Here is a 24,584-nt window from a genome sequence, read left to right on the forward strand (position 1 = left end):
GGCTTCGGACATGCTCGTTCATCCAGCGGCGTCCATCGGGTCGAGGGTGACGCGGTAGCCGAGTTCGTTCAGCCGGGAGACGGCTCGGCGTGCGGCCCGCTCGGGATCTCGTTGGGTGAAGTAGCTGCCGCCGAGCTCGTGGTAGGGCACGTTGTCGTTGAGCATGTGCCAGATCGCGGTGATGATCGAGTGCTCGACGGCGACCAGCGCCTTGATCGGGCCGCGGCGAGCGGTCAGCCGCTTGTAGCGTGCCTGCAGGAAGGAGTCCTTGGTCCGTGCCGCTCCGAATGCGGCCATCCCCAGTGCCCCTTTCAGGTAGGGGTTGCCGGGCCGGACCCGGGTACTGCGGACCCGGCCGGCCGATTCGTGGTGTCCCGGACACAGCCCGGCCCAGGAGGCCAGGTGCTTGGCCGAGGGGAACCGGGCCATGTCACCCCCGGTCTCGGCCACGATCACTTCCGCCACCGCCCGGTTCACTCCCGGGATCGTGTCCAGCAGGTCCAGCGCCGGGCGAAAAGGGGTCATCGCCTCCTCGATGCGGGCCGTCAGCTGGTTGACGGCACCGGACAGGTGGTCGTACTGGTCGAGATAGAGGCGGGTCAGGAAGGCGTGGTGTTCGCGGAAGCGGCCGGTCAGCGCCTGGGTCAGCTCGGGAATCTTGCTACGCATGCGGCGCTTGGCGAGGTCGGCGAGGACCTGCGGATCACGCTGCCCGTCGATCAGGGCCTGGAGCATGGCGCGGCCGGAGACTCCCATCAGGTCGGAGACGACGGCGGAGAGCTTGATGCCGGCATCTTCCAGCAGCTTCTCCAGGCGCTGCACGACCTGGGCGCGTTCGCGGGTGAGCTGGGTGCGGGCCCGGGTGAGATCCCTCAGCTCGCGTACGGGCTGTGGAGGCACGAACGAGGCCCGCACCAAGCCGTGGGAGCCGAGTTGGGCCAGCCAGGCGGCGTCGGAGACGTCGGTCTTGCGGCCGGGCAGGTTCTTCACCTGACGGGCGTTGACCAGGATGACGTTCAGTTCCTCGATCAGCAGGTAGTAGAAGGGCTTCCAGTAGTCGCCGGTTGCCTCCATCACCACCAGGGTGACGTCCGCGCCGAGGAGGTGTTCGCGCAGGTCGAGGATGGCGTTGGTGGTAGCGCCGAAGGTCGTGGTCTGCTGGGTGAACGTCCCTTTGCGTCTGGGGCTGGGGGTGCGCACGCACACCTTGGCGTCCCGCTTGCTGATGTCGATGCCGGCGCAGCGTTCGTGAAGGACGTCCATGGCCACGGCTCCGCTTCTGTTCGGTTGTCGCTTCGCGGTGCCGTTCCGGGAGGGCCAAGGCAGTGCGCAGAATCTGACGCGCGTGCTCATGGCAACACTCCACGGTTCCCGTGGACGGCCCTCAGTACCATGCTGTCGTGCGAGCTCGGAGGCATCACAGAGTCGTCGGTCTCGTCCGGAACGAGCAGTTCCACTGTCCCGACGCGATCGTTCCCGCGACAGGGCGGTCAGGACCGCGCACGGCGCACGCCGACCCATTTACTGTGCCCCCGGCGCACGGCGAAGCCGTGCTGAGTTGCTGTCGCTCAATTCGGGGGAGGGTCACGCACCGCATCCGGGAGGGGCCGGCCGGGGCTGGACCGCTTCCTCGCGAGGCCCGTTCCCTGCGCCCCGTCGACGGGCCGGCGTCACTCTCCGCAATGGGGCAACAGAGTCATCGCTGTGCGCAAAGCCTTGCGGGCTCTCACAGGAAAGGGGAGAGATCAAGCCCTATTGACGATGGTGGTCAGCGTCCCCGGACCGCCCGTCGATCGTCGGCGTTCAGCCGAGCTGGGCGACCGCTTCTGTGGCGATCTGCTCGAAGACTGCCTTGCCAGCCGCAAAGCCCGAGTCGGGGATCGGCCAGTGGATCACCATCTCGGTGAAGCCGAGCTCTTGGTGGCGGCCGGCGAAGTCGACGAAGGCGTCCACGGATTCCAGCGGCCTGTTCTGGTCGGGGGTGAAGCCGTGGAGCAGGATTTTGTCTAGGTCGGCCACGTCTCGGTCGGCCTCGGCGCACGCCTTGCCGAGCCTTTCGATCTGCCCGCGCAGTGCCTCGACCGACTGCTCCGGTGTCCCCTCCTCGTACAGCTTCGGGTCACCCGTCGTCACCCACGCCTGCCCATGTCGCGCAGCGAGCTTCAGGCCGCGTGGGCCGGTCGCCGCCACCGCGAACGGCAGTCGGGGGCGCTGTACGCAGCCGGGGAGGTTGCGGGCCTCCTCGGCGGTGTAGAAGTCGCCCTTCTGTGAGACCACGCCCTCGGTGAGTAGACGGTCGAGCAGCGGCACGAACTCGCCGAACCGGTCTGCCCGCTCCTTCGGTGTCCACGCCTCCTGGCCGAGCGCGGTGGCGTCGAAGCCGTTGCCGCCGGCGCCGATGCCGAGGGTGACCCGCCCGCCGGAGATGTCGTCGAGCGAGATCAGTTCCTTGGCGAGCGTCACTGGGTGCCTGAAGTTTGGCGACGTAACCAAGGTGCCCAGGCGCAAGCGGTCCGTAGCCGTGGCGGCGGCGGTGAGGGTGGGAAGGGCACCGAACCACGGGCCGTCGCGGAAGCTGCGCCAGGAGAGGTGGTCGTAGGTGTACGCGGCGTGGAAGCCGAGTTCCTCGGCGCGCTGCCACTTGGCGCGACCTCCCTCGTGCCAGCGGTCGACAGGAAGGATCACGGTGCTCAGGCGCAGGCTCATGCCGGTGAGCCTACGTCGAGCGCGTTCCTGGTCGGGGCTCGACGTAGGCGAGTCCCCACTGATCAGGCGCGGTGCCGTGCGGCCGCCGGGCCGTCCAGAACAGCGAGACGATTCAGTTCGTGTGATGGTGGTCGGCCATCCGTAGCGGGAGAAGGACGGGCCGCCATCCCTGTACGCAGCCAGGGCTTGTGCGGCCGTCGGAAACGCGGGCTCGGGGAGGCGTTCGGCCGCGAGCCACTGGACTGCGAGGTGCTTGTCCGGTTCGGTGTTGGTCAGTTCACCAGTCCAGGTGTCGGTGGCGAAGGCGAAGAGCACGAACTGCCCAGACCGGTCCCAGCCCTGCTCGACGTGAACGACGTGGACGAGTGAAAGGTTGGCCGGGTCGACGAGAAGGCCCGTCTCCTCCTTGAGTTCGCGGGCAGCGGCTTCGTCGAGGGGTTCGCCGGGTTCGGCCTTGCCGCCGGGAAGGGTCCAGACCGGTTTCGGGGACCAGCTACGGGCTCCATAGAGCAGGGATGCGACCGTGTCGGTGTTCTTGTCGTGGACGATCACGCAGACCGCATTGCGACTGTTCATCACGCTGTTGTCGCTCACCGTGTCCGCTCCTTGTCGACGTGCTTCGGATTCGGCGGGGGCGTGCGAGCATCCGGGGTGCCAGCTCCCCCTTGGAGCGCGGGCGCCTTCAACGCCCCGACGCGAGGTGGTCCGCATCGGTCCGCGAGAACACCAGGTCGGTCATCTCCTCGGGGGACCTTGGTGCATCGAACGGGCGGCTGTGGGTGCCGCATGGTCCTGGGACAGGTGGTCGGGTCGTAGTCATTGGTGAGCGTGTACGCATGGAAGCCGTTCTGGCTCAGGATGTCGATGATCCCGGTGGCGCTTTCGCCCTGCTTGGCCAAGAGCCGAGGGGTGACCTCCACGACAAGTTCCGCGTCGTCCGGCAAGTGCGCGAACGCCGGTAGGAGTCCGCGGACGGCTGCTGCTTCGGCGCCTTCGACGCCGATCTTGATGATCCGAGTGGTAGCGAACCGGGCGCTGCTGATGAGGCCGGCCAGGGGCGCGGTCTGTACGTTGAAGGTCATGTGGACGTGGCGGGGCCGCACGGCGGTGGTGTGGCCGAGGTTGGCGGGGTCCTCCAGGTACAGGGTCTGCCTGCCGTGGGGGTCGGAGACTGCCGATCGGATCGACTGGATGTTGGTCCGGCGGTTGGCAGTGATCGCGGCGGTCAGGTCGTCGTGGAACCGCGGGGAGGGTTCCACGACGATGACGTGCCCGTGGGGGCCGACGGCGTGGGAGGCAAGGAGGCTGAAGGCACCTCGGTGGGCGCCGACGTCGATGAAGGTGTCTCCGGGGCGGAGCCGGTCGCGGAGGAAGGCGCTCAGGTTCGGCTCCCACTCGCCGAAGAGGTACTGGTAGCGCTGGATGACGCCACTGGTGGTGACGCCGATCTTGTCGCCGGACCGCAGCCTGACGGTGGTGTGGGCGGGGTGGGCTCGCAGGTGCTCGTCGAGGAAGTGGCCGACGAGCCGGGCCTTGCCCACCGTTCCGGGGGCGTAGCGGACTGAGGTGCCCCGACTCGGATCTCGCGGCGGACCAGAAGGCCTTCGAGCGGATCGCCATGGAGGCGCCGACCCAGCTGGGCCGAGCGGGCCGCTCACCAAGAGCGGTCATCACTCACACGTGCGGAGTGCCGCACACCCGTGCGGACCCATACGGGACAATGGCCGGGTGACCTCAGCGACCGCACAGCCCGACACCCCGGGCTCCCCCCCGTTCTCGACCTCGCTCGGGCGGGGAGGCAGCCCTCTCACCCCGCCGCGGCTCATCGCCACCGACCTCGACGGCACCCTGCTGCGCGACGACAAGTCGGTGTCCCCCCGCACGGTCGCCGCACTGGCCGCCGCCGAGAAGGCGGGCATCGAGGTCTTCTTCGTCACCGGCCGCCCGGCCCGCTGGATGGACGTCGTCAGCGACCACGTCCACGGCCACGGGCTCGCCATCTGCGGCAACGGTGCCGCCCTCGTCGACCTGCACGGCGGCCCCGGTGCCCACCGCTTCGTGAAGGTGCGCGAGCTGGCCCGGCAGAACGCGCTGGACGCGGTGCGCCTGCTGCGCCAGGCGGCGCCGGGCACCGTGTACGCCGTCGAGCAGACCTACGGCTTCCACCAGGAGCCGGCGTATCCGAAGCTGCACAGGGAGATCCCGGACATCCGTGCCCAGGCCGAGGAGCTGCTGGCACCCGACGGCGCCGCCGCCGCCGAGCCGGTGCTCAAGATCCTCGCGCACCACCCCGAACTCGACCCCGACGCGTTCCTCACGCTGGCCCGGCTGGCCATCGGCACCTGCGCCAACGTCACCCGCTCCAGCCCCAGCGCCCTGCTGGAGATCAGCGGACCCGACGTGTCGAAGGCCAGCACGCTCGCCCTGTGCTGTGCCGAGCGCGGGATCCCTCACGAGGAGGTCGTGGCGTTCGGTGACATGCCCAACGACATCGAGATGCTGACCTGGGCGGGCCGTTCCTATGCGATGGGCAACGCCCACCCGGACGTCCTCGCCGCCGCCTCGGGGCACACGGTCGCCAACAACGAGGACGGCGTGGCCGTGGTGATCGAACAGATGCTGGCCCAGCTGCCCTGAGCGGATCCGGGCACCCGGATGGATCCACCCCGGTCCACCCCCTCGACCGGGCCAGGCACGACCGGCGGAGTGGACCGGGCCCGGTGCCCGCTCAGAGGCTCACCCCTCGTTGTGCCAGCCACGACACCGGGTTCACCGCCGCGCCCATCTCGGGCGTGACCCGCACCTCGAAATGCAGGTGCGGCCCGGTGGAGTTTCCGCTGGTCCCGGACTGGCCGATCCACTGGCCGGGCGAGACGCGCTCGCCCTGGTCCACGGCGACGGCGGCCAGGTGAGCGTACTGCGTGTAATAACCACCCACGTGTTCGACCACGATCTCGATACCGAACACCCCTCCGCAGGACACCTTCACCACCCTGCCCGCGCCCACGGACCGCACCGGCGTGCCGATCGGCACCGCGAAGTCCTGGCCGGTGTGCCGGCTCGCCCAGCGTGCACCACCACTCCCGTAGGAAGCGGACAGCGCGTAGGTCTCCACCGGCGCCACCCAGGAGTCGGCGAACATGGTCTCCGGCTGATCGAGCCGCACCGCACCACGGCAGGAACCGGCCGCCACCGAGGCGTCCGCCTGACCCTGGAGCTGCCACCGAGCTGCCTCCAGCTTCTGCTCGATGCCGCTCTTGAGGTCGGCGAGTTCCTTGTTCCGTTTCTCCAGCGACTTCCACGCCCCCGCCGCCTTCGCCTCGGCGCGGGCGAGCCGGGCCTCGGCCCGCGCGTTCTTCCCGATCGCCCTGTCGAGAGCCAGGTTCGCCTTCCACAGGGCACGCTGACCACGCATCACTTCCTCCGGGTCGTCCGCGAGGATCATGTGCGCGGTCAGCGGCAGTCCGCCGCCGCTGCGGTACTGGGACCGTGCGATACGACCGAGGTCGTCGCGCAGGACCTCGGCGTCCTGTCGCTTCCGGTCGCGCAGCTTCTCCAGCCGTCGCACCTCGGTCCGCTGCCGGTCGGCCTCGCGCCGGCCCGTCTCGTACTTCAGTGTCGCCGCGGCCGCGTCCTCGTAGAGCCGCGCCACCTGTGCGCTGATCCCGGACTCAGGACCGTGACCAGGAGCATGCGGACCGTCGCCCCCACCGTCGGTGGGCCGGGCGGCGAGCACGGCGAGCGCGCACAACGGTACCGCGACGAGCAGCGGATGACGGCGAGTGAGACGCATGACAGCGATCCTGGTCCCCACCCCGGCCCACGGCCCTGTTCACGTCGTACGCCTGGGGGACCGGACGACCCGGATGGACCAGCGATACCGCCGAACAGAGCTACAAAGGGGAGTGGTTGACAGGGTGTCAGGCATCCTTCCGTCACGTACGCCCGTACCGGGCGTACGCGTCCCGTGCCGCATGCCCGTCCCCCGCACCCGGTCAGTCCACCTCCACCAGCTCCACCAGCCGGTCCGACTCGGCCTCGCGCCGCGCCATCCGCCGCAACGGCCCTGCGGTGGAAGCAAGTTCCTCGTACGCCCCGCGCTGCACCACACGCCCCTCATCCAGCACGATCACCTCGTCCACCGCCTCGAGCCCGGCCAGCCGGTGGGTGATCAGCAGTGTCGTACGGCCCTCGGTGGCGGCGAGCAGGTCGGCGGTGAGGGCGTCGGCGGTCGGCAGGTCGAGGTGCTCCGCAGGCTCGTCCAGCACCAGGACGGGGAAGTCCGCGAGCAGCGCCCTGGCCAGCGCCAGCCGTTGCCGCTGGCCGCCGGAGAGCCGCGCCCCGTGCTCGCCGACGAGTGTGTCCAGGCCGTCGGGCAGGCTGTCGGCCCACTCCAGCAGCCGGGCACGGGCGAGCGCGTCGCGCAGCTCTTCCTCTGTGGCCTCGCGCTGGGCGAGCAGCAGGTTCTCGCGTACGGAGCTGTCGAAGAGGTGAGCGTCCTGCGCGCACAGCCCGACCAGCCCTCGTACGTCGTCGCCGTCCAGGGCGTACGCGTCCACACCGGCCAGCGTGTACGAACCGGCGCCGGGGTCCAGGAACCGCAGCAGCACCTGTGCGAGCGTCGTCTTGCCGGAGCCGGACGGACCGATCACCGCGATCCTGCGGCCCTGCTCCAGCCTCAGGTCCAGCCCGGCGAGCGCGTCCCGTTCCTGCCCGGCGTGCCGGGCCTCCAGCCCTTTGACCACGAGCGGGAACGGCGACGCGGGCGCCTGCCGGAGTTGCTCCGGCTCCTGTACGGGCACCGGGGCGTCCAGCACCTCGTACACGCGCTCGGCGCTCTTGCGCACCCTCTGCCGGTACTGCACGGCGAGCGGCAGCCCGAGTACGGCCTCGAAGGCCGCGAGCGGAGTGAGGACGACGACGGCCAGTGCCACTCCGTCCAGCCGGCCGGCGGTCACCGCCTGGATGCCGACGACGGCCGCGGCCGTGACGGTCAGGCCCGAGACGAGTGCGCTGAGACCGTCGCCGAGAGCGGTGGCGGTGGCGGCGCGCGAGGCGATCCGGGTGAGCACGCCGTCGGCCCGCCGGGTTTCGGCGGTCCGCGCGGGCAGGGCCCCGGCGACCGTCAGCTCCCCGGTGCCGGTGAGCAAATCGGTGACCTGGGTCGCGAGGACTCCGCGGGCGGGCGCCAGTCTGCGCTCCGCACGCCGGGCCACCGCGTCCGTGAGGAGTGGCAGACCCGCCCCCGCCACGAGCAGCCCGACCGCGAGGACGGCACCGGCCTCGGGGAGCAGCCAGGCCGTGAAGCCGACGGACAGGGCCGAAACGGCCACCGCTGTACCGGCCGGCAGCAGCCAGCGCAGCCAGTAGTCCTGGAGTTCGTCCACATCGGCGACCAATCGGGAGAGCAGATCGCCCCGGCGGGCCCCGCGCAGTCCGGCGGGCGCCAGCCGCTCCAGCCGCCGGTACACCGCGACCCTGGTGTCGGCCAGCATCCGCAGCACCGCTTCGTGCGACACGAGCCGCTCGGCGTACCGGAACACGGCCCGCCCGATACCGAAGGCCCGGGTCGCCGTGACGGCGAGCATCAGGTACATCACGGGCGGCTGCTGCGAGGCCCGGGAGATGAGATACCCGGATGTCGCCATGAGGCCCACGGCGCTGCCCAGCGCGAGGCTGCCGAGCAGCAGCGCGAGCGTGAGCCGCCCCCGGTGGGCGCCGGACATGGCACGGACGCGGGCCAGCGCGCCCCCCGCTCCGGCCGCCGCGACCGGCCCGGTCGGTGCCGAGCTCTCGGAGTCGGCGGGCTCGGCCTTCTCCGCCTGCTCCCAGTCGAGTGCGGGCTGGACATCCGCCCGTTCCCGGCCGGCACCGGGGAGGGCGTCACCGTGCTCGGGCTGCGGCCGGTCACCGGGCGCGGGTTCGGTCAGCCGCACCACGCGGTCCGCCACCGCGAGCAGCGCCGGACGGTGCACCACCAGCAGTACCGTCCGGCCGGCCGCCAGGCGCCGTACCGCCGCCACGACCCCGGCCTCGGTGGCACCGTCCAGTGCGGCCGTCGGCTCGTCGAGCAGCAGCACGGGCCGGTCCGCGAGGAACGCACGGGCGAGCGCGAGCCGTTGCCGCTGTCCCGCGGACAGTCCCGCCCCGTCCTCGCCCAGCACCGTGTCGGTTCCCTCGGGCAACTCGTCCACGAACTCCAAGGCACCCGCGTCCCGCAGGGCCCGGCGGACGATGTCGTCGTCCGCGTCGGGCCGGGCCAGGCGTACGTTCTCGGCGACCGTCCCGGCGTACAGGTGTGGTCGCTGCGGCACCCAGGCCACCTGGCTGTGCCACTGGGCCGGATCGATACCGGTGAGATCGGCCCCCCCGATCCGGGCCCGCCCCTCGGTCGGCCGTACGAAGTTCAGCAGCACGTTCAGCAGCGTCGACTTGCCCGTCCCGCTCGGCCCGACGAGCGCGACCGTCTCCCCGGGTTCGACGGAGAACGACACGCCCGACACGGCGTCCGACGACCGTCCGGGATAGCGGACGGTCACACCCTCGAAGGACAGGGCACCCGACGGCACCGCCGCGGCCCCCGGTGCCGGAACGGGTGTCTCCAGGACCTCGAAGATTTCCTCTGCGGCGGCCAGTCCCTCCGCCGCCGCGTGGTACTGCGTGCCGACCTGACGCAGGGGCAGATAGGCCTCGGGCGCGAGGATCAGGATGAGCAGGCCGATGGACAGGTCCATGTCGCCGTACACGAGCCGCATGCCGATCGTCACGGCGACCAGTGCCACCGAGACAGTGGCGAGGAGTTCCAGCGCGAAGGAGGAGATGAAGGCAATCCGCAGGGTCCGCATGGTCGCCCTGCGGTACTCGGCGGTGATCCGCCGGATCGACTCCGCCTGCGCCTTGGCCCGTCCGAACACCTTCAGCGTCGGCAGCCCGGCCACGACGTCCAGGAAGTGGCCGGACAGTCGGGACAGCAGCTCCCACTGCCGGTCCATCCGGGACTGGGTGACCCAGCCGATCAGCATCATGAAGGCCGGGATGAGCGGCAGGGTGACGACGATGATCGCCGCCGAGACCCAGTCCTCGGTGACGATCCGCGCCAGCACCGCGACCGGAACGACCACCGCGAGCCCCAACTGGGGCAGGTAGCGGGAGAAGTAGCCGTCGAGTGCGTCGACCCCGCGGGTCGCCAGGGCGACCAGGGAGCCGGTCCGCTGCCCGGTCAGCCACCCCGGGCCGAGCGTCGTCGCCCGCTCCAGCAGCCGGCCTCGAAGCTCCGACTTGACCGCCGCACTCGCCCGGTGCGCGGCCAGCTCGGTGAGCCAGCCGACCAGGGCACGGCCGACCGCGACACAGGCCAGAAGCACCAGGGGAGTGCCGAGGTCTGCCACGGCCATGCCGTGCTGGAAGGAACCCACCACCACCTCGGCGATGAGCGTGGCCTGGGCGATCACCAGCACCGCGCCGACGACACCCAGGGCGACCACCGCCACCAGGAAGAGCCGTGTGGCGCGAGCGTAGCGGAGCAGCCGCGGATCGATTGGTTTCACGTGAAACACACCTCAGTGCACGGGATCGGCGATGTGCTGGGTGCCGATCCGCTTGCGGAAGACCCAGTACGTCCAGCCCTGGTAGACCATGACGAGCGGCGCAGCGATCACCGTGAGCCAGGTCATGATCGTCAATGTGTAGTTGCTGGAGGAGGCGTTGGTGACGGTGAGACTCCAGTCCGCGTCCAGTGTGGACGGCATGACGTTCGGGAAGAGCGTCAGGAAGAGCATCGTCACGGCGGCCACGATGGTGACACCGGACAGGGCGAACGACCATCCCTCGCGCTCTGCCTGGTTCGCCACCAGCGCGGCGACCAGGGCCGCCACCGCGACGACCATCGCGACCAGGCTCGCGCCGTCACCGCGCTCGATCTGCGTCCACACCAGGAAGGCCAGCGCGAGGGCAGCGGCGATCAGTCCCGTTCGCAGGGCCGTCTGCCGGGCCCGGCCCCGGATGTCGCCGACGGTCTTGAGTGCGGCGAACACGGCTCCGTGGAATGTGAAGAGCGTCAGCGTGACCAGACCGCCCAGCAGCGCGTACGGGTTGAGCAGGTCCCACACGTTGCCCACGTACTCGAACTCGGCGTCGAGCTTCACTCCACGCACGATGTTGCCGAACGCCACACCCCAGAGGAACGCGGGGATGAGCGAGGTCCAGAAGATCGCCGTCTCCCAGTTGCGCTGCCAGCGCTCCTCGGGCCGCTTGACCCGGTACTCGAAGGCGACACCACGGATGATCAGGCAGACCAGGATGACCAGCAGCGGCAGGTAGAAGCCGGAGAAGAGCGTGGCGTACCACTCGGGGAAGGCCGCGAAGGTAGCGCCGCCGGCCGTGAGCAGCCACACCTCGTTACCGTCCCAGACGGGGCCGATGGTGTTGATCAGCACCCGCTTCTCGGCGCGGTCACGGGCGAGCAGCCGGGTGAGGATCCCGATTCCGAAGTCGAAGCCCTCCAGGAAGAAGTAGCCGATCCACAGGAAGGCGATCAGAACGAACCAGACGTTGTGCAGTTCCATGACTCTGTGGCTCCCTCGGGCCTAGTACGAGAAGGCCATCGGCTTGTCGGCGTCCCGGAGATCGCCACCGATCTTGGTGGGCGGGTTGAGATCGGCCTCGGTGAGTTCGGGCGGGCCCGCCTTGACGTACTTGGCGAGCAGCTTGACCTCCACCACGGCCAGAGCGGCGTACAGCAGGGTGAAGACGGTCATCGAGATGACGACCTCGGCCTGGGACACTCCGGGGGAGACCGCGTGCCGGGTCTGCATCACGCCGTAGACGACCCAGGGCTGCCGGCCCATCTCGGTGAATATCCAGCCCCAGGCATTGGCTATCAGAGGGAAGGCCATGGTCCAGAGCGCCAGGAGCCAGTACAGCCGGGTGAGCCTCGCGCCCAGCGGCTTCTTCAGCAGCACCAGGTGCGGCACCTCGTCCTCCCCGCTGCGCAGGGCTGAAGGCACCAGGAACCTCTTCCTCGTGAGCCAGAGCCCCAGCAGCGCGAGCGAGAAGGAGGCCATGCCGAAGCCGATCATCCAGCGGAAGCCCCAGTAGGCGACCGGCACGATGGGCTTGTAGTCACCGGGGCCGAACTGCTCTCGCAGGGCTTCATTGGTGTCGTTGATGCCGGGCACGTACGAATCGAAGTCGCCGTGGGCGAGGAAGGACAGCAGCCCGGGTATCTCCAGGGCGACCTCGTTGTGCCCCTTGTCGACGTCGCCGTATGCGAACACGGAGAACGGCGCCGGGTTCTCGCCCTCCCACAGCGCCTCGGCGGCGGCCATCTTCATGGGCTGCTGCTCGTACATGACCTTGCCGAGGGTGTCTCCGCTGATCGCGGTGAACATGCCTCCGACCGCCATGGTGACCAGCCCGAGCCTGAGCGACGTCCGCATCACCGGGATGTGCTTCTTGCGCATCAGGTGGAAGGCTGCGATGCCGACCATGAAGGCGCCGCCGGTCAGCGCGGACGCCGAGAAGCTGTGGAAGACCTGGTTGAGCGTGGTGTTCTGGGTGAGCACCAACCAGAAGTCGGTGAGTTCCGCCCGCCCCTTCTCCTCGTTGATCCGGTAGCCGACCGGGTGCTGCATCCAGGAGTTGGCCGCCAGGATGAAGTACGCCGACAGCAGCGTGCCGAGGGAGACCATCCAGATGCAGGCCAGGTGGATCTTCTTGGGCAACTTGTCCCAGCCGAAGATCCACAGGCCGATGAAAGTGGACTCGAAGAAGAAGGCGACCAAGGCCTCGAAGGCGAGCGGGGCGCCGAAGACGTCACCGACGAACCGCGAGTAGTCGGACCAGTTCATGCCGAACTGGAACTCCTGCACGATGCCGGTGACCACCCCCATCGCGATGTTGATCAGGAAGAGCTTTCCCCAGAACTTCGTCGCCCCGAGGTACTTCTCCTTCCCGGTGCGCACCCAGGCGGTCTCCAGCCCGGCCGTGAGAGCGGCCAGCGAGATCGTCAGAGGAACGAAGAGGAAGTGATAGACGGTGGTGATACCGAACTGCCACCGCGCCAGTGTCTCCGGCGCCAGAGCCAGGTCCACGTCGCCGCTCCTTACATCGCCGTGGTCACAACGACCTTTTAATCCTGTTCGCCCCCACATCCCGGAGGGAACAGGATGCGCTTGTGAACGCGTTCACATTCACAAGCAATTATGACCTACCGCTTTTCACCTCTGGAAGGGGGGTCCCCTGTGACGTCACCCCCTTCTCGGCGACGGCGGAGGCACAGGAGTGCCGGGCGACGGGTCGCCCGGCACTCCTGAACCTGCTCCCGACCGTGTGCCGCTACAGCTTCTTGCGGAAGGCTTCCGTCACCTTCAGGAAGATGTCGTTCGCCTCGGCCTCGCCGACCGTTACCCGCACGCCCTCACCGGGGAAGGGCCTGACGACCACCCCTGCCTGCTCGCACGCCTGCGCGAACGCCGTCGCGCGCTCCCCCAGCCGCAGCCACACGAAGTTGGCCTGGGTCTCGGGAACCTTCCAGTCCTGGGCGCGCAGCGCCTCCACGACACGGTTGCGCTCACATACCAGCGAACCGACCCGCCCGATGAGCTCGTCCTCGGCACGCAGCGAGGCGATCGCGGCGTCCTGTGCGACCTGGCTCACACCGAACGGCACCGCTGTCTTGCGCAGCGCCGCGGCCACCGGCTCATGGGCGATCGCGAAGCCGACCCGCAGCCCCGCCAGACCGTAGGCCTTGGAGAAGGTCCGCAGGACACAGACGTTGGGCCGATCCCGGTAGAACTCCACACCGTCCGGGACCTCGGGGTCGCGGATGAACTCGCGGTACGCCTCGTCGATCACCACCAGGACATCACGGGGCACCCGGTCGAGAAAACGCTTCAGCTCCGCCCGCCGCACCGCCGTGCCGGTCGGGTTGTTGGGGTTGCAGACGAAGACCAGCCGGGTCCGTTCGGTGATCGCCCCGGCCATCGCGTCCAGGTCGTGCACATCGCCCGGTGTCAGCGGCACCTGCACGGCGGTGGCACCGCTGATCCTGGTGATGATCGGGTACGCCTCGAACGAGCGCCACGCGTAGATCACCTCGTCGCCGGGGCCCGAGGTGGCCTGCAGCAACTGCTGGGCGACGCCGACCGAGCCGGTGCCGGTGGCCAGATGGGAGACCGGGACGGCGAAACGCTCGGACAGCTCCGCCATCAGAGACGTACAGGCCATGTCGGGGTAGCGGTTGAAGGCGGACGCCGCGGACGTCACGGCCTCCATCACCCCCGGCAGGGGTGGATAGGGGTTCTCGTTGGAGGACAGCTTGTAGGCCACCGGGCCCCCGGCCGCCGCCGGCTTGCCCGGCCTGTACGTGGGAATACCCTCCAGCTCGGCGCGCAGCTTGGGGCTCGTCTCGCTCACCGCAGTCCTCCTCCGAAGACCGGCGGCCCTTGACCGCCGCCGACATCCAATGCTGCTCACCTTAAGAGGATTCGGCGTCACTGCGTAGACGCGTACAGCGACGGCACGGACGGGCCTGCCGGGGTTCGGGTCATGGTGCGGCCCGGCGTGCGTGTCGGCGGGTACGTCGTGGTCCGCGTCGGCATGGGCACCGAGGGGCGGGGCGACCTTACGAGAACCGTCGGAACGATCAGCCCCCTGAGCCACATCGGTTCCTTCGGCAACAGGGGTATCACCCTACGAAGGCGCACAAAGGGCGTCCACGCAAGGGGCGCGCCTCACATATATCTACGCGCCGGTGGCTCGCGCCGTGGCGCGCATCCCTCGTGCAGGTGAGTTGAGACCTCTTCGCAACATCGCCCCCTCGACAGGCTCACATGCGCCGATACGCCAGGTCTTGGCATTGGGACGTTCAACCTCCTTGCTTTCCAAGGAGATTACTACTCAATGATCATGCAGAAACGTGCCTGTCAATGCGTGCATATGCGTCCGCCCTACCCCACCGCATGAGCCCTACTATCGGCTCGCCATGACAGCAGCAGGGAAGCACCAGGTGAGCCGCGCGGAAACCTCACGCCGAAGCAGCAGGCCGGGCCGGGCGGGCATCAGGGACGTGGCCGCCGCAGCCGGAGTATCCATCACGACCGTCTCCGATGCCCTCAACGGCAAGGGCAGACTCCCGGACGCCACCCGGCGCCACGTCCGCGAGGTCGCCGACAGACTGGGCTACCGTCCCTCGGCTGCCGCCCGTACGCTCCGTACCGGCAAGTCGGGGCTCATCGGCCTGACCGTGACCACGTACGGGGAAGAACCTTTCACCTTCACCGAGTTCGCGTACTTCGCCGAGATGGCGCGCGCCGCCACCTCCGCCGCGCTGGCCCGCGGCTACGCCCTCGTGATCCTCCCCGCGACCTCCCGCCACGACGTGTGGTCCAACGTCGCTCTGGACGGCACGGTCGTCATCGACCCCTCGGACCAGGACCCGGTCGTCAGCGAACTGGTCCGGCAGGGTTTACCGGTCGTCTCCGACGGCCGCCCGGCCGGCTCGCTCCCGGTCACGGCCTGGGTGGACAACGACCACGAAGCGGCGGTCCTCGGAATCCTCGACCACCTGGCCGACGCCGGCGCCCGCCGCATCGGCCTGCTGACCGGAACCACGACCGACACATACACCCACCTGTCGACCACCGCGTATCTGCGCTGGTGCGAACGCGTCGGCCAGGAGCCGGTGTACGAGGCCTACCCGGCGCACGATCCGTGTGCGGGCACCGTCGCCGCCGACCGGCTGCTCGCCCGTCCCGACCGCCCTGACGCCGTCTACGGCCTGTTCGATCCGAACGGCACCGACCTGCTCGCCGCCGCACGCCGCTACGGCCTGCGCGTCCCGGACGACCTGCTGCTGGTCTGCTGCAGCGAGTCGGCCGTCTACGCCAACACCGAGCCGCCCCTCACCACGCTCTCGCTCAAACCGCGCCGCATCGGCACGGCGGTGATCCAGCTGCTCATCGACGCGATCGAGGGCGTCGCCTCCGGGCACACGGTGGCGCAGGTCATACCCACCGAGCTGATCGTGCGCACCTCGTCGCAGCGCCGCCCGCCGCGCACGACGGTCAGCCCGCCGCGGTCACCGGAGCGGACGTGACGGAGCGCGGGGCTCGGCAGCGGGCGGAGAGGGAGGCGGCGGCAGCGGCTTCCGGAAGGGTGGAGCCATTGGCTTTCCGCTGGAGTGCGGCGCCGCACTCCAGCGGCCTTCCTGCGGTTTTCCCCAGCCGCTCCTCCGGCCTTCCTCGGAACCCTCCTCCGCAGGAAACAGGCCGGCCTCCCGAAGGCGGCGACCGCGGTCCCGTGAGGAGCCCGCGCCGCCGAACGGCTTCCGGGCGGGCCGAAGACCTGACCAATCAGGAAAAAAGCCGCGGTGAACCGGAGTCGTGCCCCGATTCACCACCCCTGGGTCATCACACGACGCGATCCACATTCCTATGATGGGCCCACGACACCGCGGGCCGCTGCGACCAGGCAGTCCGACGCGGTGCAGTTGCGGCTTGATGGTGGAGGGGTCGATGACTCAGGGGGCCGGTCAGAAACCCGAGGCGGAGCGCACAGCGACGGTGCGCGACTTCCGGGTACCCGCTTACGTCCACGAGACCGGTCCGTACGCCCACAGCATGCACCCCGGCGATGTGGCCCCGCCCTCCGAGGCGAGCCACCCGGAGGGATACACGCCCACGCAACGGGACCTCCCGGTCATCAATCGGGGTGACACTGTGCAGGTGACCGTCGACCCCGCGTCCGTACCCGCACCACAGCCCGCCACCGGGCCCGGCCCGCTCTACGTGGTCGGTGACGTCCACGGCTACCTCGACGAGCTGGTGGCCGCCCTCCAGGAGCAGGGCCTCGTCGACTCCGCGGGCCAGTGGTGCGCCGGCCCCGCGCGGCTGTGGTTCCTCGGCGACTTCACCGACCGCGGCCCGGACGGCATCGGCGTCATCGACCTCGTGATGCGGCTGTCCGCCGAGGCCGCCGCGGCCGGCGGCTACTGCAAGGCCCTGATGGGCAATCACGAACTGCTGCTGCTCGGCGCCAAGCGGTTCGGCGACACCCCCGTCAACTCCGGCGCGGGCACCGCCACCTTCCAGGCCGCCTGGCTGCTCAACGGTGGGCAGAAGACCGATATGGACCGCCTCCAGGACCACCACCTGCAGTGGATGGCCCGCCTGGACGCCGTCGAAGCCGTCGACGACCACCTGCTGCTGCATTCCGACACCACCGCCTATCTCGACTACGGCCGCTCCATCGAGGAAGTCAACGACACCGTCCGCGAGACGATCACCCGCAACGACGCCGACGAGGTCTGGGACCTGTTCCGCAAGTTCACCAAGCGGTTCTCCTTCCGCGACGAGGGCGGTGCCGAAGCGGTGCGCTCCCTGTTGGATACGTATGGCGGCACCCGGGTCGTTCACGGTCACAGCCCCATTCCGTATCTGCTGGGCGAAGTGGGCTCCGAGGACGACGAGGACGACAACGGTCCCGTCGTCGAGGGTCCGCACGTCTACGCCGAGGGACTGGCCATCGCGATGGACGGTGGCGTGACGATGGCCGGAAAGCTGCTGGTCCAGCAACTGCCGCTCGCGAAGTGAACGGTTGCCGGGCCCGGCCCCCCCGGCCCGGCCCGGCACCGGACCGAGGCCCATTTCGGTAAACCCCCTGTCACGGCGCACCGTCGGCGCTCTACCATCGGCTTATCCGTAGCAGGCTCCCCTCCGTTTCTGCCCGACGGCTCGTCAGCATGCCGAGCCACAAGCCCTACGGAGCATCGGGGGATGCACATGAACAGCGTTCCGCAGCATCTGTTGACCGAGGACCGCCAGGATTACGTGCGGATCCTCGACGAGGTGCTGCGCTCCGCACCACAACGCCCGGAACTGGCCACTGTCGGACAGCGGCTCACCTCCGAACAACTGCGCACGATGGCGCTCAACGCCACCGCGGTCGTCACGGCGGCCGCGGCGACCGAGTACCGGCACTACTCCAAGGTCCGCGAGGAACTGCGCCGGCCGCCGGCATCGTCCACTCCGCCCACACGCGCGTCCGGCTCCTCGGAGCCGGAGCCGGGCACGGCGGGAATCGCCACGACCATGGGAGAGGCCGCCGAGACCGCCGGCGCGGGTGCCGTCGCCGTCGTCGCCGTTCTGGCGCCTGTTCTGGCCGGAACCGCGGCCGCGATATTCCTGCTGGTCGGTTACGTCCTGCGCATGCTCGACCCCAGCGCGGCCTTCGCCCGGACCATGCTCACCACCGGCTGGACATTCGGCGCCGTGACCGTGGTCGCCATCCTGGTCGCCGCGGTGGGCCTCCTGCTCACCGCACTGCGCAACAAGCCCTTGGCCCGAAGCGGACCGTACGGCGAAGCCGACAAGGAGATGACCCTGGCCAGGGAAGCCTGGCACGAGGCACTGCTGGAACGGGGGATCGTCCCGTTCCTGCGGGACGCACTCGCCGACCCGGGTACGGCGGCCGCACTGCACTGTGCGGCACCGGCCGAACCGGCCGGCCGTATCCCGCATCTCGGTTACGACCGACCAGGATTCACCAGCCCCGGTGAGGGTGCGAACCGCGGGCGACGGCCGAGCTACTCGAGCCCCGACTACACCAGCCCGGACTTCGGAGGGCCGGAGCACAAGCCGGAATAGCCGGATGAGCCGGATGAGCCGGATGAGCCGGATGAGCCTGCCGGATGGACCACGGTATTCGGACGGCCCGGCCGTCGGCTCACGCTCCCCCACCGGCGGAGCCCGTTCCCGAGGCTCCGCGCCGAGGGGCGTGAGCCGGGTGCCCGGCGCGCCGTCCTGTGCCCTTACCGGCCTGGGCCATGGCTGTCAGGAACGGAGAACGCCCGCCCGGACCGCTGCGGTGATCCACTGAGGGAACTCGGACAGCAAGCGGTCGTACAACTCCGGGTCCGGCACGGTGCCGATGTCGTCGACGGCAAAGAACCCGACGTTGTCGACAAGGCGTCCGGGCAGCGTGTCGAACCGCTCCAGCACACCGTAGTTCGCCCGGCCGAGGCCCACGAACTGCCAGAAGATCGGTTCCTCCACCGCTTCCCGGAGCTCCCGCTCGATCTCCGCGTTCCGGTAGACACCGCCGTCGGAGAAGAACAGCACGAGCGTCGGGGCCGCTGCGGGGTTGTGCCTGACGAACGAGCGGATCTCGGCGATGACCTTCTGCTCCTCGTTCTGGATACCGACCTCCCGCATGTCGACCTGGCTCGGGTCCAGCCCCTTCTTCCGCCCGCGCCGGAAGAGGCTCATCTCCCCCACCCGTACGTGCAGCCGGAGCCATTCGGGCAACCCGCCCAGGATCAGGTCCGGCAGCCGCGCCGGGTTCGAGGCGAACGTCCAGGCCTGCATTTCACCGTCGTCGTCCAGTTGCGCCGCGACTGCGGCCATACGTTCGACGACGTCCGCCACGACTCCCTTGGAGTACAGGAAGGACATGGAACCGGAGGCGTCCAGTACGAGGATGACGCGCGCTGTGACCCCGGTGGCCCCGTGCTTACGCAGACTGACTGCCACCTGCTCCTTGCGCAGCGACAGCCGCGTGCGCATGTCCACCGGCAGCCGCTCCTCGCCCTTGGCGAGCCGCGGAGCAGCCGACGGGGCGGAGGGCGGAACAGAGGGCCCCGGGGCGGGGGCGGCGGGCGCGACCGAGGACCGGGGCGGGAGCGGGATGGTGGATACCGCGGGTGGGACCGACGGCACCGCGGGCGCGGCAGGAGGCCTCGTCGCACCGGGTGCCGTGGTGGAGCCGTCAGCCGTCGCGGAGGCCGCTGCCGCCGGGGAAGCGTCGTCCACGGTGATACCGAAGTCGGTGGCCAGCCCGGCGAGCCCCGAGGCGTACCCCTGCCCCACCGCACGGAACTTCCATTTTCCCTGGCGCCGGTACAGCTCGCCCCCGATGAACGCGGTCTCCGTCCCGGCCACCATGTCGAACCGGGTGATCTCGGCCCCCGTACCGGCGTCGAGCAGCCTGAGCACCAGTCCCGGCACCTGACCGAACGTCCCGCCGTCGGACGACGCGCACAGCACGATCCGCTCGACGGCCGGTTCCAGCAGGCGCAGGTCCACCTCGATCGTGTCGGTCGCGGCGCCGGCGGCGCTCCGCTTCCCCAGGTGTGTCACGGCGTCGGAGGTGTGCCGCGGCTGGTTGTAGAAGACGAAGTCACCGTCGTCCCGCACCCGCCCGGCCTCCGTGAGCAGCAGAGCCGACGCGTCGATGTCAGGCACACCGGCTCCGGCCGCCCAAGCGAGCTCGACGTGCACCGCCTGGGCGTCGACGGGAAGGTTGGACCCTTTGCTCATTGATCTCGCTGTCATGGCATCCAGTCTGCCGACCCGTCCTCCCGGGAGGGGAGGGGGGCGGACCCGAACGGCCCGCCCCCTCGCCCTTCCGGTCCGCTCGCTCGTTTTGTCCGTCTCAGTCCGTCAACGGCAGATACACCCGGTTGCCTGTCTCTGCGAACTCCTTCGACTTCCGCAGCATCCCCTCGGCGATCTCCTCGGCCGACGCGCTCTCCGCCGAGGTCCCGCCGAACCGCTCCGTGATACTCCGGCTGATCTTCATGGAGCAGAACTTCGGCCCGCACATCGAGCAGAAGTGCGCCGTCTTCGCGGGCTCCGCCGGAAGGGTCTCGTCGTGGAACTCTCGTGCCGTGTCCGGGTCGAGGGCCAGGTTGAACTGGTCCTCCCACCGGAACTCGAAGCGCGCGTCGGACAGAGCGTCGTCCCACTCCTGCGCCCCCGGATGCCCCTTGGCGAGGTCGGCGGCATGGGCAGCGATCTTGTAGGTGATGACGCCGGTCTTGACGTCGTCACGGTCGGGCAGGCCCAGGTGCTCCTTGGGCGTGACGTAGCAGAGCATCGCCGTACCCCACCAGGCGATCATCGCCGCACCGATGCCGGAGGTGATGTGGTCGTACGCGGGCGCGACGTCCGTCGTCAGCGGGCCGAGCGTATAGAACGGGGCTTCATCACAGATCTCCTGCTGAAGTTCGACGTTCTCCTTGATCTTGTGCATCGGGACATGTCCTGGTCCCTCGATCATGGTCTGCACGTCCAGACGCCTGGCGACCCGGTTGAGTTCCCCGAGCGTGCGCAACTCCGCGAACTGGGCCTCGTCGTTGGCGTCGGCGATCGAGCCCGGCCGGAGACCGTCACCGAGCGAGTAGGTGACGTCGTACGCCGCAAGGATTTCGCAGAGTTCCTCGAAGTTCTCGTACAGAAACGACTCCTTGTGATGTGCCAGGCACCACGCGGCCATGATCGAGCCGCCGCGCGAGACGATGCCCGTCTTGCGGTGGGCGGTGAGCGGCACATACGCCAGCCGTACGCCCGCGTGGACCGTCATGTAGTCCACGCCCTGTTCGGCCTGCTCGACGACCGTGTCCTTGTAGATCTCCCAGGTCAGTTCTTCGGCCCTGCCGTCGACCTTCTCCAGCGCCTGGTAAAGCGGCACCGTACCGATGGGGACGGGGGAGTTGCGCAGTACCCACTCCCGGGTGGTGTGGATGTTGCGGCCGGTGGACAGGTCCATGACCGTGTCGGCACCCCATCGGGTCGCCCAGGTCATTTTCTCCACCTCCTCCTCGATGGAGGAGGTCACCGCGGAGTTGCCGATGTTGGCGTTGACCTTCACCAGGAACCGCTTGCCGATGATCATCGGCTCGATCTCCGGATGGTTGACATTGGCGGGCAGCACCGCGCGGCCTGCCGCGATCTCCTCCCGCACAACCTCCGGCGAAACGTTCTCCCGGATGGCCACGTACTCCATCTCGGGCGTGATCTCGCCGCGGCGTGCGTACGCCAACTGTGTGACCGCCCCGCCCGCGCGGCCCCGGCGCGGCTGACGGGGCCGGCCGGGGAACACCGCGTCGAGATTGCGCAACCCACCGCGTGGCGAGGTGTGCTTGATCCCATCGTCCTCGGGGCGGACCGGACGACCCGCGTACTCCTCGGTGTCACCCCGCGTAATGATCCAGTTCTCCCGCAACGGCGCCAGCCCTCTGCGCACATCGGTGTCGACCAAGGGGTCGGTGTAGGGGCCCGATGTGTCGTACAGCGTGACCGACTGCCCGTTGGTGAGGTGCACCTGGCGGACCGGCACCCTCAGATCGGGGCGTGTGCCCTCGACGTACGCCTTGTGCCAGCCGATGGACTTCCCGGCCTCCTCCCGCACCGACGCTTCCGTCGGATCCTGGGTGGAGGCAGGCGTGCGTGCGTCCTTGTTGGTCATGAGACCTACTCCCTACGCCGGCATTACCCGGTAACAGGTTCAGCGGTCGACGCAGCGGCTTCCGTCCGTCGGCGTTCCGTGTGAAACATCACTCGAACAACAGTGATGTTTCGTGTGAAACATCGTTGGGACGGAGGTCAGCGTCCTCTCAGCCCGGTGCTCCGAGCTCCCGCGTGTACAGAAAGGTACCTCCACGCTAGCGGGAATTCTGGCGCGGTGAACAGAGGGCCCTCGTTGTTCTTGCGATGATCGGGCGGTGACCTCGACGCAACCTCCCCCGTACCCGCCACCCGAACCACCCCGCGGCTCCGGCGCCCGACTCGGCGGCGACCGTGGCAGAGGGCCCGCGCCCGACCACGGCCTGAGTTCCGGGGACGGCCAGGAAGACGGTCCCGGTTCCGGAGACTGGTTCGGGCACGGTCCCGGCGAAGCACCGGCGGCACAGAGCCACCTGCCCGGCCGGGGCCCGGGTCACGAGCCGAGGCAGGGACGAGGAGGGCAAAGCCAGGGTCGAGCCCGTGGCCAGGATCACGGACCTGGTCATGACCACAGCCAGGACCTCGGTGGCGGGGGCCGCGGGCGTGGCTCGAACTCCGGTGGCGGCCCGAACTCGGGCGGTGGGCACAACGGTCCGCCTCCGGGCGACGGCGGGCACCAGCACAGTCCGGGCTCCGATGGCGGGCACGGGCACAGTCACAGCCATGGCCCGGCCGCCCCTGTCTCGAAGCACCTGCGCAAGGTCATCGCGGCAGTCCTCATCCCGTTCGGCGCTGCGGTGCTGATCGGTCTCACGGTGCTGTGGCCGGGTGGCACACCCGGCCACGAACGCACCGGCGTCGGCTTCGACCGGCAGACGCAGCAGGCCACGGTCACCAAGGTGGACGAGGTGAGCTGTTCGTCCGTCAACGCGTCCGGAGGCGTCCCGACCGGCGACACCTCGACGGCCGAGGGGTCCTCCGCACAGCAGCAGGCGGACGGCACGTGCAAGAAGGCGACGGTCCGGGTCGACACCGGCGACGATGCGGGCCGCACCTTCACCGAGATCGTGCAGCCGGACCAGTCACGGCAACTGAGCGAAGGTCAGGAGGTCGTGGTCGCCTACGAGCCCTCCGCACCCGAGGACCTCCAGTACTCGGTCGCCGATGTGAACCGGCGCGTGCCGCTGGCCCTGCTCGCCGGCATCTTCGCGGTCGCCGTCGTGGCCGTCGGACGGCTGCGCGGTGTGATGGCACTGATCGCGTTGGCGGTCAGCTTCCTGGTGCTGAACTTCTTCATCCTGCCCGCGATCCTGCAGGGATCGAACCCTCTGGCCGTGGCGGTGGTGGGGGCGAGCGCCATCATGCTGCAAGCCCTGTACCTCTGCCACGGACTGTCGGCACGCACCTCCGTGGCGGTGATCGGAACCCTGATCTCGTTGCTGCTGATCGGCATTCTGGGCTCGGTCTTCATCAGCTGGGCAGCGCTGACCGGCGACACCGACGACAACACCGGTCTGATCCACGGTCTATACCCCGACATCGACATGAGCGGTCTGCTGCTGGCCGGCGTCATCATCGGATCGCTCGGTGTCCTCGACGACGTGACGGTCACGCAGACGTCGGCCGTCTGGGAACTGCACGAGGCCAACCCGTCGATGGGCCGGCGCGGGCTGTATCGCGCGGGCATCCGCATCGGCCGTGACCACATCGCGTCCGTCGTCAACACCTTGGTCCTCGCCTACGCGGGCGCCGCCCTGCCCTTGCTGCTGCTGTTCTCCATTGCGCAGAGCAGTGTGGGGACGGTCGCCAACAGCGAGCTGGTGGCGGAGGAGATCGTGCGTACGCTGATCGGATCGATCGGTCTGGTCGCCTCGGTGCCGGTCACCACGGCGCTGGCCGCCCTGGTGGTCTCGGCCGACCGTTCGACGGCACAGGCGGCCGGGGAGGGCATCCGGGCGGCTCCGGCACGCGGCGGGCGGGGCCGACGCCGCAAGCGCTGACCCGCTGCGCCGGGCCGTGCCGTCGGCCCGTGACCGTCCGCGGTCCCTCCCCCGGCAAGCAGCCTCCGACAGCCGGCCACCGGTCACCCGCTACGGGCCGGCCAGTCCGCCACCGGCTACCCGGTGGCGGAGCGCTTCACCCGGCGCTCCGCTCCGCCAGGATGCGGTCCAGCGCGTCGTCGAGGTGGGCGTCGAAGTCGGCGAGCGCCCCCTCCTGCCCCAGGGGCACCAACTTGTCCGTGCGGTCGAGGAAGGCCACGAGCGGAGCCGTCGATGAGCGGAACAGCGCGTGGTCGCCGCCGACCTGGAGGCGGATCAGCACCTCGCCCAGGGCGTCGGGATCGACCGGCGATACGCGTACGTCGCCCTCGCCGCATGGTCTGCCCACGCCGTCGATCAGTAGCTCCCGACCGAACGCCCAGGTCACCGGTGCGTCACCGGGAAGATGGAAGGTCAGCCGTACGGCGTAGGGATCACAGGTGTCGTAGCGGAGCTCCACCGGAATACGGAAGGACAGCTCCTCCGACACGAGAAAGCTCATCATGACCTCTGCCTGCACGGACTCGCGCATCGCCTACCCCGTCATTCGCTACGGACCGGCCGGGAATGGGCCCCTGACACTAGGCGAATATTACTCAACGTGCACAATATGCCA

At 69.4% G+C, this 24,584-nt stretch carries 16 protein-coding genes and 1 pseudogene; 5 read left to right on the forward strand and 12 right to left on the reverse strand.

What is annotated here, in order from left to right; genetic code table 11:
* Positions 1-18: 18 nt before the first annotated feature.
* The 4 genes and pseudogenes from HUV60_RS16555 to HUV60_RS16570 form a co-directional block, all read right to left on the reverse strand.
* On the reverse strand, positions 19-1,263 hold the full coding sequence (locus HUV60_RS16555) for an IS110 family transposase (protein WP_257850531.1): 1,245 nt from the start codon (positions 1,261-1,263) through the stop codon (positions 19-21).
* A 540-nt stretch (positions 1,264-1,803) separates the two neighbouring features.
* Complete coding sequence (locus tag HUV60_RS16560; RefSeq protein WP_257851670.1) at positions 1,804-2,706, reverse strand: LLM class flavin-dependent oxidoreductase; 903 nt, start codon at positions 2,704-2,706, stop codon at positions 1,804-1,806.
* A 192-nt stretch (positions 2,707-2,898) separates the two neighbouring features.
* A pseudogene (locus HUV60_RS16565) lies at positions 2,899-3,282 on the reverse strand (NUDIX domain-containing protein); the annotation flags it as partial.
* Positions 3,283-3,296: 14 nt separating this feature from the next.
* A complete protein-coding gene (locus HUV60_RS16570) occupies positions 3,297-4,247 on the reverse strand; it encodes an FkbM family methyltransferase (protein ID WP_257850530.1) in 951 nt (316 codons plus the stop codon).
* A 169-nt stretch (positions 4,248-4,416) separates the two neighbouring features.
* Here HUV60_RS16570 and HUV60_RS16575 point away from each other — a divergent pair, with 169 nt between their 5' ends.
* Positions 4,417-5,343, forward strand: a complete 927-nt coding sequence (locus tag HUV60_RS16575) for an HAD-IIB family hydrolase (protein ID WP_257851668.1) — start codon at positions 4,417-4,419, stop codon at positions 5,341-5,343.
* A gap of 91 nt (positions 5,344-5,434) precedes the next feature.
* On the opposite strand, the gene HUV60_RS16580 is transcribed toward HUV60_RS16575, so the two are convergent.
* From HUV60_RS16580 to hisC, 5 genes are all read right to left on the reverse strand, one after another.
* A complete protein-coding gene (locus tag HUV60_RS16580) occupies positions 5,435-6,499 on the reverse strand; it encodes a M23 family metallopeptidase (RefSeq protein WP_257850529.1) in 1,065 nt (354 codons plus the stop codon).
* Positions 6,500-6,701: 202 nt separating this feature from the next.
* On the reverse strand, positions 6,702-10,253 hold the full coding sequence (gene cydD / locus HUV60_RS16585; protein ID WP_257850528.1) for a thiol reductant ABC exporter subunit CydD: 3,552 nt from the start codon (positions 10,251-10,253) through the stop codon (positions 6,702-6,704).
* A 12-nt stretch (positions 10,254-10,265) separates the two neighbouring features.
* Positions 10,266-11,270 carry a cytochrome d ubiquinol oxidase subunit II gene (gene cydB / locus HUV60_RS16590; RefSeq protein ID WP_257850527.1) on the reverse strand — a complete coding sequence of 335 codons (1,005 nt, stop codon included), beginning with the start codon at positions 11,268-11,270 and terminating at the stop codon, positions 10,266-10,268.
* Between the two features lie 21 nt (positions 11,271-11,291).
* Complete coding sequence (locus HUV60_RS16595) at positions 11,292-12,797, reverse strand: cytochrome ubiquinol oxidase subunit I (protein ID WP_257850526.1); 1,506 nt, start codon at positions 12,795-12,797, stop codon at positions 11,292-11,294.
* A gap of 244 nt (positions 12,798-13,041) precedes the next feature.
* Entirely contained in the window at positions 13,042-14,121 is a 1,080-nt protein-coding gene (hisC, locus tag HUV60_RS16600) for a histidinol-phosphate transaminase (RefSeq protein ID WP_257850525.1), read from the reverse strand.
* Positions 14,122-14,689: 568 nt separating this feature from the next.
* Here hisC and HUV60_RS16605 point away from each other — a divergent pair.
* From HUV60_RS16605 to HUV60_RS16615, 3 genes are all read left to right on the forward strand, one after another.
* Complete coding sequence (locus HUV60_RS16605) at positions 14,690-15,802, forward strand: LacI family DNA-binding transcriptional regulator (RefSeq protein ID WP_257850524.1); 1,113 nt, start codon at positions 14,690-14,692, stop codon at positions 15,800-15,802.
* A gap of 403 nt (positions 15,803-16,205) precedes the next feature.
* Complete coding sequence (locus HUV60_RS16610; protein WP_257851663.1) at positions 16,206-17,297, forward strand: metallophosphoesterase; 1,092 nt, start codon at positions 16,206-16,208, stop codon at positions 17,295-17,297.
* A gap of 183 nt (positions 17,298-17,480) precedes the next feature.
* On the forward strand, positions 17,481-18,350 hold the full coding sequence (locus HUV60_RS16615) for a hypothetical protein (protein WP_257850523.1): 870 nt from the start codon (positions 17,481-17,483) through the stop codon (positions 18,348-18,350).
* A 186-nt stretch (positions 18,351-18,536) separates the two neighbouring features.
* On the opposite strand, the gene HUV60_RS16620 is transcribed toward HUV60_RS16615, so the two are convergent.
* Complete coding sequence (locus HUV60_RS16620; RefSeq protein ID WP_257850522.1) at positions 18,537-20,036, reverse strand: VWA domain-containing protein; 1,500 nt, start codon at positions 20,034-20,036, stop codon at positions 18,537-18,539.
* Positions 20,037-20,136: 100 nt separating this feature from the next.
* A complete protein-coding gene (thiC, locus tag HUV60_RS16625; RefSeq protein WP_257850521.1) occupies positions 20,137-21,951 on the reverse strand; it encodes a phosphomethylpyrimidine synthase ThiC in 1,815 nt (604 codons plus the stop codon).
* 256 nt (positions 21,952-22,207) lie between these two features.
* Here thiC and HUV60_RS16630 point away from each other — a divergent pair, with 256 nt between their 5' ends.
* Positions 22,208-23,929, forward strand: a complete 1,722-nt coding sequence (locus HUV60_RS16630) for a YibE/F family protein (protein WP_257850520.1) — start codon at positions 22,208-22,210, stop codon at positions 23,927-23,929.
* 136 nt (positions 23,930-24,065) lie between these two features.
* Here HUV60_RS16630 and HUV60_RS16635 read toward each other — a convergent pair whose 3' ends face one another.
* Complete coding sequence (locus HUV60_RS16635; protein WP_257850519.1) at positions 24,066-24,500, reverse strand: SsgA family sporulation/cell division regulator; 435 nt, start codon at positions 24,498-24,500, stop codon at positions 24,066-24,068.
* Between the last annotated feature and the right edge of the window lie 84 nt (positions 24,501-24,584).

It is taken from the genome of Streptomyces sp. KMM 9044 (assembly GCF_024701375.2).
Classification (GTDB): domain Bacteria; phylum Actinomycetota; class Actinomycetes; order Streptomycetales; family Streptomycetaceae; genus Streptomyces.

Coding starts and splice junctions, on each gene's coding strand:
- HUV60_RS16555 (WP_257850531.1), bottom strand. CDS start 1,263: ATGGACGTCCTTCACGAACGCTGCGCCGGCATCGACATCAGCAAGCGG.
- HUV60_RS16560 (WP_257851670.1), bottom strand. CDS start 2,706: ATGAGCCTGCGCCTGAGCACCGTGATCCTTCCTGTCGACCGCTGGCAC.
- HUV60_RS16580 (WP_257850529.1), bottom strand. CDS start 6,499: ATGCGTCTCACTCGCCGTCATCCGCTGCTCGTCGCGGTACCGTTGTGC.
- cydB (WP_257850527.1), bottom strand. CDS start 11,270: ATGGAACTGCACAACGTCTGGTTCGTTCTGATCGCCTTCCTGTGGATC.
- HUV60_RS16605 (WP_257850524.1), top strand. CDS start 14,690: ATGACAGCAGCAGGGAAGCACCAGGTGAGCCGCGCGGAAACCTCACGC.
- HUV60_RS16610 (WP_257851663.1), top strand. CDS start 16,206: ATGGTGGAGGGGTCGATGACTCAGGGGGCCGGTCAGAAACCCGAGGCG.
- HUV60_RS16615 (WP_257850523.1), top strand. CDS start 17,481: ATGCACATGAACAGCGTTCCGCAGCATCTGTTGACCGAGGACCGCCAG.
- HUV60_RS16620 (WP_257850522.1), bottom strand. CDS start 20,036: ATGACAGCGAGATCAATGAGCAAAGGGTCCAACCTTCCCGTCGACGCC.
- thiC (WP_257850521.1), bottom strand. CDS start 21,951: ATGACCAACAAGGACGCACGCACGCCTGCCTCCACCCAGGATCCGACG.
- HUV60_RS16635 (WP_257850519.1), bottom strand. CDS start 24,500: ATGCGCGAGTCCGTGCAGGCAGAGGTCATGATGAGCTTTCTCGTGTCG.